The organism is Brunnivagina elsteri CCALA 953 (assembly GCF_002289455.1).
Classification (GTDB): domain Bacteria; phylum Cyanobacteriota; class Cyanobacteriia; order Cyanobacteriales; family Nostocaceae; genus Brunnivagina; species Brunnivagina elsteri.
Genome location: NZ_NTFS01000349.1, coordinates 1 through 7,023 on the forward strand (window position 1 = coordinate 1; position 7,023 = coordinate 7,023).

Sequence of the window (7,023 nt, forward strand, 5' to 3'; positions counted from 1 at the left end):
TCAGACGTTTATAAGCTGAATTTTCCGCACGTTTGTTATAACAACAGCTTAGATGATTTTTGGTTATAAATAAAGCCCTAAAATCAAGTTTAAAAGAGCTTATTAAACTCAAATCAAACTCAAATCAAACTCAAATCAAACTCAGATGAATTTTAAGATTACTTCGTTTAAAGTTTGATGTTATCAGCTTTTTGATTTATTCCATTTTTATTTTTCTAAAAAGAAAAAACAAGACAACAGAAATACGGGAAAATAAATTAAAAATCAATTCACAATATCGATTTACGTGATTAATTGCGCTAGTGGAGACTCAGTAATGACCGAAAACTACGAATACCAAGTTGGGGCAAGTCTTCCACCTGATGCTCCCAGTTATGTCGTCAGAAAAGCTGACTCTGATTTTTATAATCAATTGAAAGCTGGTAAGTATTGTTATGTTTTTAACTCGCGGCAGATGGGTAAATCGAGTTTGAAAGTTCGGGTCATGCAAAGACTTGTGGACGAAGGTGTTGCCTGTTCTACTATTGATATTTCTGGGCAAGGTAGCAAAGATAATGTGACTCAGGAACAGTGGTATACGGGTATTGTCTCGAAGATTGTCAAGGATTTGAAAATTGCCAAACCGATAGAATTTCGCCGTACTTGGTGGCGCGATCGCAATGATATATCACCTGCACAAAAATTAGATGAGTTTATAGAAGATGTACTTTTGACATCTATCTTAGGGAAGATTGTCATATTTATCGATGAAATTGATAGTACCCTGAGTTTAGGTTTTGGTAGAGAAGATTTTTTTGCTCTGATTAGAAGTTGTTATAACAAACGTGCGGAAAATTCAGCTTATAAACGTCTGACTTTTGCCTTGTTAGGGGTTGTAACTCCCAGCGATTTACTGACTGATAAAACCCGAACACCATTTAATATTGGGGAACCAATTCAACTGGATGGGTTTAAAATTCATGAGGTTGGTGCATTAACATTAGGGTTAGAGGGAAAGGTGGAAAATCCCCAGGCAGCAATGGGGGAAATTTTAGCTTGGACAGGAGGACAACCATTTTTAACTCAGAGAGTTTGTAAATTGTTGGTTAGTGGGGATTGGGAAGAGAAGATAGATTTTCAATCTCACATTGAACAGGTGATTCAGAGTCAAATTATTGATAATTGGGAATCGGTAGATCAACAACAGCATTTAAAAAATATTCGAGATCGGATGCTGAGTGATGAGAAAACTGCTGTTAGTTTGTTGGGGTTGTATCAGCAAGTTTTGCAGCAGGGAGAGATTATTTTTGATGGTAGTTCTGAGCAAATGAGGTTGCGGTTGACTGGGTTAGTGGTGGAACAAAAGGGAAAATTGAAGGTTTATAATCAGATTTATGGTCATGTTTTTAATATTAATTGGGTTGAGAATAAGTTAGGTGAATTACGTTTCTATGCTGAGAATTTAAAGGCTTGGGTAGAGAGTAAATATCAGGATGATTCTTGTTTGTTGCGGGGAGAAGATTTAGAAAAATCTCGTATTTGGGCTGATGGGAGGAGATTAAGCGATGCTGATTATCGGTTTTTATCAGCGAGTGTGGAAGCTGAGTTAAATCAGAAGGTTGTAAAGGCGGAAGTCAAAACAAATCAGGCTTTGGAGGAAGAAGAAAAGGCAAAGCAGCGATTAATAGATGTAGAGAAAAAGACAAATCAAAGAATTCGCATTGGCTTGATTGTGCTGGTTCTTTCTATAATTGGGGCTGTTGCTGCATTGATGTTTGCTAGCATTGCGGAACAAAGGCGAATTTCTGAAACATCTCAATTCAATTCTACAAAGTCTAAACTAAATTCTACAAATTTTGAACTCAATAAAGCTAGAGAAAATATTAACATACTAATGAAACAAAAAGAAGAAGGATCAAAATTAGTAGAAGCAGAAAAAGAAAAACAAAAACAAGCTGAAAATAAAGCTGAAAAAGCAGATGAAAAATTCCGGATAGCTAGTGCCAATGTAGAAACTGCAAATCAGAAAGTTGCATCTGCACAACAACAATTTATAGCAGCAAATAAGAAGGCACAAACTGCGGAAGAAAAAGCTAAAAATTCTGAGCAAGAACAGCAAGAAGCGGAATATTTAGCTCAAAAAGCTAAAAATGAGCTTACATCTGCAAATATAAGTCTAGAAGAAGCAAAAAAGCAAAAGCAGGAAGCACAACAACAATTAGCAACAGCTAATAACGAACTTAAAGTAGCTCAAGAAAAACAAAGACAAGCTCTAAGCGAATTGAGATTAGCCCAGGAAGCGACAAAGCTCGAAGTGGCTGGAATCAATATTTTACGAGGATTTGAGTATCAACAAATAGAATCTTTAGTTTCATCTGTTAAGATGGGGCAAAATTTCAAAGTATTATTTGGTAGCCAAAAGTCCTTACATAATTATCAATCATTTAGCCCTTTGTTAGCTTTACAAAAAATAGTTAATAACATTGATGAAAAAAATCAATTCAACCCAGAACAAGGTAAGCTCAAAAGTTTATCTTTGAGTCCAGATAGTAAAAAAATTGCAACAGCAGGGAGCAATGGAATAATCAAGGTTTGGAATGTATTTGGACAAAAATTATCCGAATTTCAGGCAGACAAAAAAGAAGTTTATGATGTTATCTTTAATCCAGATGGGCTTAGTTTGATTACAGTTGGGACAGATGGAATTGCTAAAGTTTGGGATATATCTGGAAATTTATTGATAAAATTTAGTCATAATAAAGAATTTATACACAGTATTAGCATTAGCCCAAATGGAAAACTTATTGCGACAGCATCAGGACGTGGCACTGTAACAATTTGGAATATTTCAGGTCAGCAATTAAGAAAATTTGAGGCACATCAGTATAGCTTTAATTGTATAAGATTTAGTCCAGATGGACAATTTATTGTTACAGCAGGAAGTGATGATGGTACACATCGGTCTGTAAGGGTTATATCGCGAGGAATTGACGGTAAATATAGAGAACAACGGGATTCTTCTCCAAAGGGTGATGCGCGTTTATGGAATTTATTTGGAAAGAAATTAGCAGAATTTAAAGGACATGAAGAGGCAATTAATAATGTAAGTTTTAGTCCAGATGGACAACGTTTAGCAACTGCTTCAGATGATGGTACAGCTAGACTATGGGATTTGTTAGGAAAACAGTTAGATGTAACTCCTAAAAGTCAACAAGGTGCAATAAAAGATGTCAGTTTCAGTCAAGATGGAAAGTATATTGCAACATCAGTAGATGATGGCAATGTAAATCTTTTGCTTATTGGTGAGGATAGGAGTCAATTACGTAGTAATAAACCATCAAAAGAAACTAATAATCAATTAAAAGGACTTATGATCACTAGAATAGAAAATCCATTCTTTCGGCAAATAAAAACGTTTAAAGGACACAAAGGGGCTGTTAATAGTTTAAGTTTTAGTCCTAAAGGAGAGTTTTTAGTCACAGCAGGAGATGATGGTACGGTAAGACTGTGGGCAATATCAAAAGATGAAGAATTTCAATGGGAACAAAAAAGTGCGGGACAATATTGGGTTACTTTTAGTCCAAATGGGCAATTGCTAGCAACTTCTGGTGGAGGTGGTGTTAAAATTTGGGATTTATGGGGGCGTTTCTTAACTGAGTTAAAACATCAGAGCGAGATTTGGAGTGTTGTCTTTAGCCCAAATGGTAAAAGTTTAGTTACAGTTGGAAAAGATGGCTTAATTCGTGTCTGGAATTTATCCGGTAAATTATTAGCGCAATGGAAAGGTCATGAAGGTAGAATTTCTTGGGTAAGTTTTAGCCCAGATGGAAAGTATATTGCAACATCAAGCACGGATAGTACAGCTAAACTATGGGATTTATCAGGGCAACTATTAGATGAGTTTAAAGAACATAAAGGCGAAGTTTCAGCTATCAATATTAGCCCAGATGGTAAAGACTTAGTTACTGTAGGAAGAGATGGTTTTGTCAGAATATGGAAATTATCTGGACAAGGAGTTTTGAAATTTAAAAAATTTTGGGAATTTAATAGTCAACAAGGTGAAATCAATGCGGCAAGTATTAGTCCAGATGGAAAATATATTGCAACTGCGGGTAAGAAAGACACTAGAATTTGGGATTTTTCTGGTAAGCAGATAGTCGTGCTTGACCAAAGTTCAATTTTCAGTAGCAACTTTGTACCTGATGGAAAGCGCTCTACTCAAGGCGACGTTTTTATCTTAAGTTTTAGTCCAGATGGGCAGTTTATCGCTACAGGAGGGCATGGAATTATTCAACTATGGCATGTAAAAGGTGGGCAGTTAGCTGAATATACAATTCCTGAAGAAGCAATTAATGGCATAAGTTTTAGCCCAGATGGTAAGCTAATTACTGCTGTCGGTTCTGGTGGTACAGTCCGAGTATGGCGCCTGGAAGGATTAGATGATTTATTAACTCGCGGTTGTAACTGGTTAAAAGATTATTTTGTTACTCGTCCAGAGTTGCGTCAGGAAATTTGTACAGAAAAGATACCAGAAGTAACAAAGTAATAAGCGCAAAACTATGATTGCGATCGCATTTTGGTTGTTTGAGTTGGAGTGCGATCGCGTTTTGGTCGTTTCGGAGAGAGTGCGATCGCTTTTATTGGGTTTGTGGGATTATGCGATCGCGTTTATTGGGTTTGTGGATTAGTGCGATCGCGTTTAGTGGGTTGTGGGAATTGTGCGATCGCATTTTGGTTATTTGGGTTGGAGTGCGATCGCATTTGTTGGGTTTGTGGGAAAGTGCGATCGCGTTTTAGTTGTTTGGGGGATTATGCGATCACCTTTTGGTTTTGGGAGTGTGCGATCGCGTTTATTGGGTTTGTGGGATTAATGCGATCGCGTTTATTAGGATTTGTAAGGAGATGTGATCGCGTTTTGGTTGTTTGGCTTGGAGTGCGATCGCTTTTATAAGGGTTTCGGAGAGAGTGTGATCGCGTCTGTAAACTACCAAACAATTGGAACCAGATTAGATGCAATTATATTTTTGTCACACGATAATAACTGCACCATCTCACCTCTATTTGCTAAAACTAAAGCAGTAGCAACAATTTGGCGATCGTGCATTTCATTTATTGCGGATAAAGTCATAGTTAGTTCAATTACATCTTTATCCAGTGCATAAATTATTACACGGGAATCAGCCTCAACTGCTGCAATTACATCTTTGGCATAAGGAATCGATGTTTTTCCTTTTTCAACAATCCAAACAGCTTCAGCCAATGTAGTTGCGGGGATAATTAATCGAGAATCGGGATGGGAAAGAATTGCTTTGGCATTTGTACCTAAACGTGGGTTTCCTTCTAAAAACCAGATAAGCGCATGGGTATCAACAACATATTTCATAGATTATTTTGACCAGTCTAAATAATCTTCTCTATCTCCATGAAATTCAGCTATACCCAAATCGTCTTCCGTCGATTGATTTTCCCCTGAAAACATCCCAAATGTCATTATTTGTGAATACTGCAAAGGATTTTTTAATTCTAAAAAAGTTACAATTACCCGGCTTTCTAATACATCTGGTGGTAGTTCGGCAAGTTCTACCTTACCATCTTTATAAATTCCTTCAATCGATTGCAACATAAGGCTTTACTAATAACGTATGTACGATAATTATAAGCTAGACTGTTGCTGTCGTGCGTTAGCGTAGCTGAACGTTGGCGAAAGCCGCTCCGGAGGAGCTAGTTCTAGCTTGCGCGACGAGAGTCGTTCGCTTTTATAAGGGTTTGTGGGAGGATGCGTTAGCGTACTGCTTCGCAGAAGCTAGCTACGGTGAAACCGTTCCCGTAGGGTAGCTATCCGCAGGAATCGCATTTTGGTTATTTGGGAGATTATGCGATCGCGTTTAGTGGGGTTTATGGGAGAATGCGATTATTCTACTCATTGACCTGTATATTTATCTGACTCAATTCTTCCCGTACAACTCGCCGTAAAATTTCCTCTAAAGGTTCCCGACGCTGTTGCACATATTCACGTAATGCATTATTTATCAAAGTTTGATAGTTTCCACCACCAGCAAGATGGACTTGTTCGCGGAACCATATCAATACATCATCATCTAACCGAATTGTAATCCTTGTTTTACCTTCGCCTGTAGGTTCAATCGCCCCGCGTTTACCCTGACTAAAATCATACTCAGCATCCATGATTTATACCTCTTCCTCATACTGTTGACGTTCTCTCCTAATCGCTTTACGAGCCGATATTAACCGAATACAACTGTCACCTCTCCACGCATAAACAACAACTAAAATTCTACCCATAGCATCCATCCCTATAGTCACAAACCGCTCCTCATCTGGATGCTCATCCATCACAGTAATAGCAAAATTATCTGCAAATACAGAAACCGAATCAGCAAAGTCAATTCCATGTTTTTGGCGATTGGATTCCGCTTTGTGACTGTCCCATTCATACTCCATAACACTATTATAGTATGCACAATTGTACACAACATAATTTTTGTATGTTTGAATAGTCAAGATTTTGCTTTGGTTATAGAGAAATTAGGCGATCGCTTTTATTGGGTTTGTAAGGAGATGCGATCGCGTTTATAAGGGTTTGTGGGAAAGTGCATTAGCGTACTGCTTCGCAGAAGCTAGCTACGGTGAAACCGTTCCCGTAGTGTAGCTATCCGTAGGAATCACGCTCTCCAGGTTCGCAGCCTTCAAATCCTTGTTCCATAAGCTTTATAGCTAATTTTAATGGTTCCAGGTTCGCACTGCTAAAAGCCTTTCGCAACGCCATATCACTTACACCAGCTAATCTTGCTGTTGCTCGGATACTAGCTTTTCCCTTGCCAAAATTATCGATTTCAATTTCTTGCTGTACCTAATTGACAACATCATTTATTACAAGTTGATTCATCGCTACAAATACTCCTGATTCGATTTTGTCAAAGCGGGCTTTTGGCTAACGCTAGCGAATTTCAGTAAATCACAAAGTTTTTTCCAAGGCTTATGCTCATTCAATCACTAAGTATAGTTAAGTAACTTTATACACTT

Annotated in this window: 7 protein-coding genes; 3 read left to right on the forward strand and 4 right to left on the reverse strand. The window is 37.7% G+C overall.

The features are described from left to right. Positions 1–316: 316 nt before the first annotated feature. The 3 genes from CK510_RS23360 to CK510_RS23365 are packed head-to-tail and all read left to right on the forward strand — an operon-like array spanning position 317 to position 4,930. Complete coding sequence (locus CK510_RS23360; protein ID WP_095723965.1) at positions 317–4,525, forward strand: AAA-like domain-containing protein; 4,209 nt, start codon at positions 317–319, stop codon at positions 4,523–4,525. Between the two features lie 17 nt (positions 4,526–4,542). Beyond that, the gene (locus tag CK510_RS31155; RefSeq protein ID WP_143289396.1) at positions 4,543–4,776 is read left to right on the forward strand and encodes a hypothetical protein; all 234 of its coding nucleotides are present in this window, start codon (positions 4,543–4,545) and stop codon (positions 4,774–4,776) included. Beyond that, the gene (locus CK510_RS23365) at positions 4,667–4,930 is read left to right on the forward strand and encodes a hypothetical protein (RefSeq protein WP_143289397.1); all 264 of its coding nucleotides are present in this window, start codon (positions 4,667–4,669) and stop codon (positions 4,928–4,930) included. Before CK510_RS31155 ends, CK510_RS23365 begins: the two co-directional genes overlap by 110 nt. Positions 4,931–4,963: 33 nt before the next feature. On the opposite strand, the gene CK510_RS23370 is transcribed toward CK510_RS23365, so the two are convergent. From CK510_RS23370 to CK510_RS23385, 4 genes are all read right to left on the reverse strand, one after another. Beyond that, positions 4,964–5,362, reverse strand: a complete 399-nt coding sequence (locus tag CK510_RS23370; RefSeq protein ID WP_095723967.1) for a type II toxin-antitoxin system VapC family toxin — start codon at positions 5,360–5,362, stop codon at positions 4,964–4,966. Between the two features lie 3 nt (positions 5,363–5,365). Beyond that, positions 5,366–5,602, reverse strand: coding sequence for a hypothetical protein (locus CK510_RS23375; protein WP_095723968.1), 237 nt, complete (start codon positions 5,600–5,602; stop codon positions 5,366–5,368). Between the two features lie 293 nt (positions 5,603–5,895). Continuing rightward, a complete protein-coding gene (locus CK510_RS23380; protein WP_095723969.1) occupies positions 5,896–6,165 on the reverse strand; it encodes a BrnA antitoxin family protein in 270 nt (89 codons plus the stop codon). A gap of 3 nt (positions 6,166–6,168) precedes the next feature. Continuing rightward, positions 6,169–6,441, reverse strand: coding sequence for a BrnT family toxin (locus tag CK510_RS23385; protein ID WP_095723970.1), 273 nt, complete (start codon positions 6,439–6,441; stop codon positions 6,169–6,171). Positions 6,442–7,023: the final 582 nt, after the last annotated feature.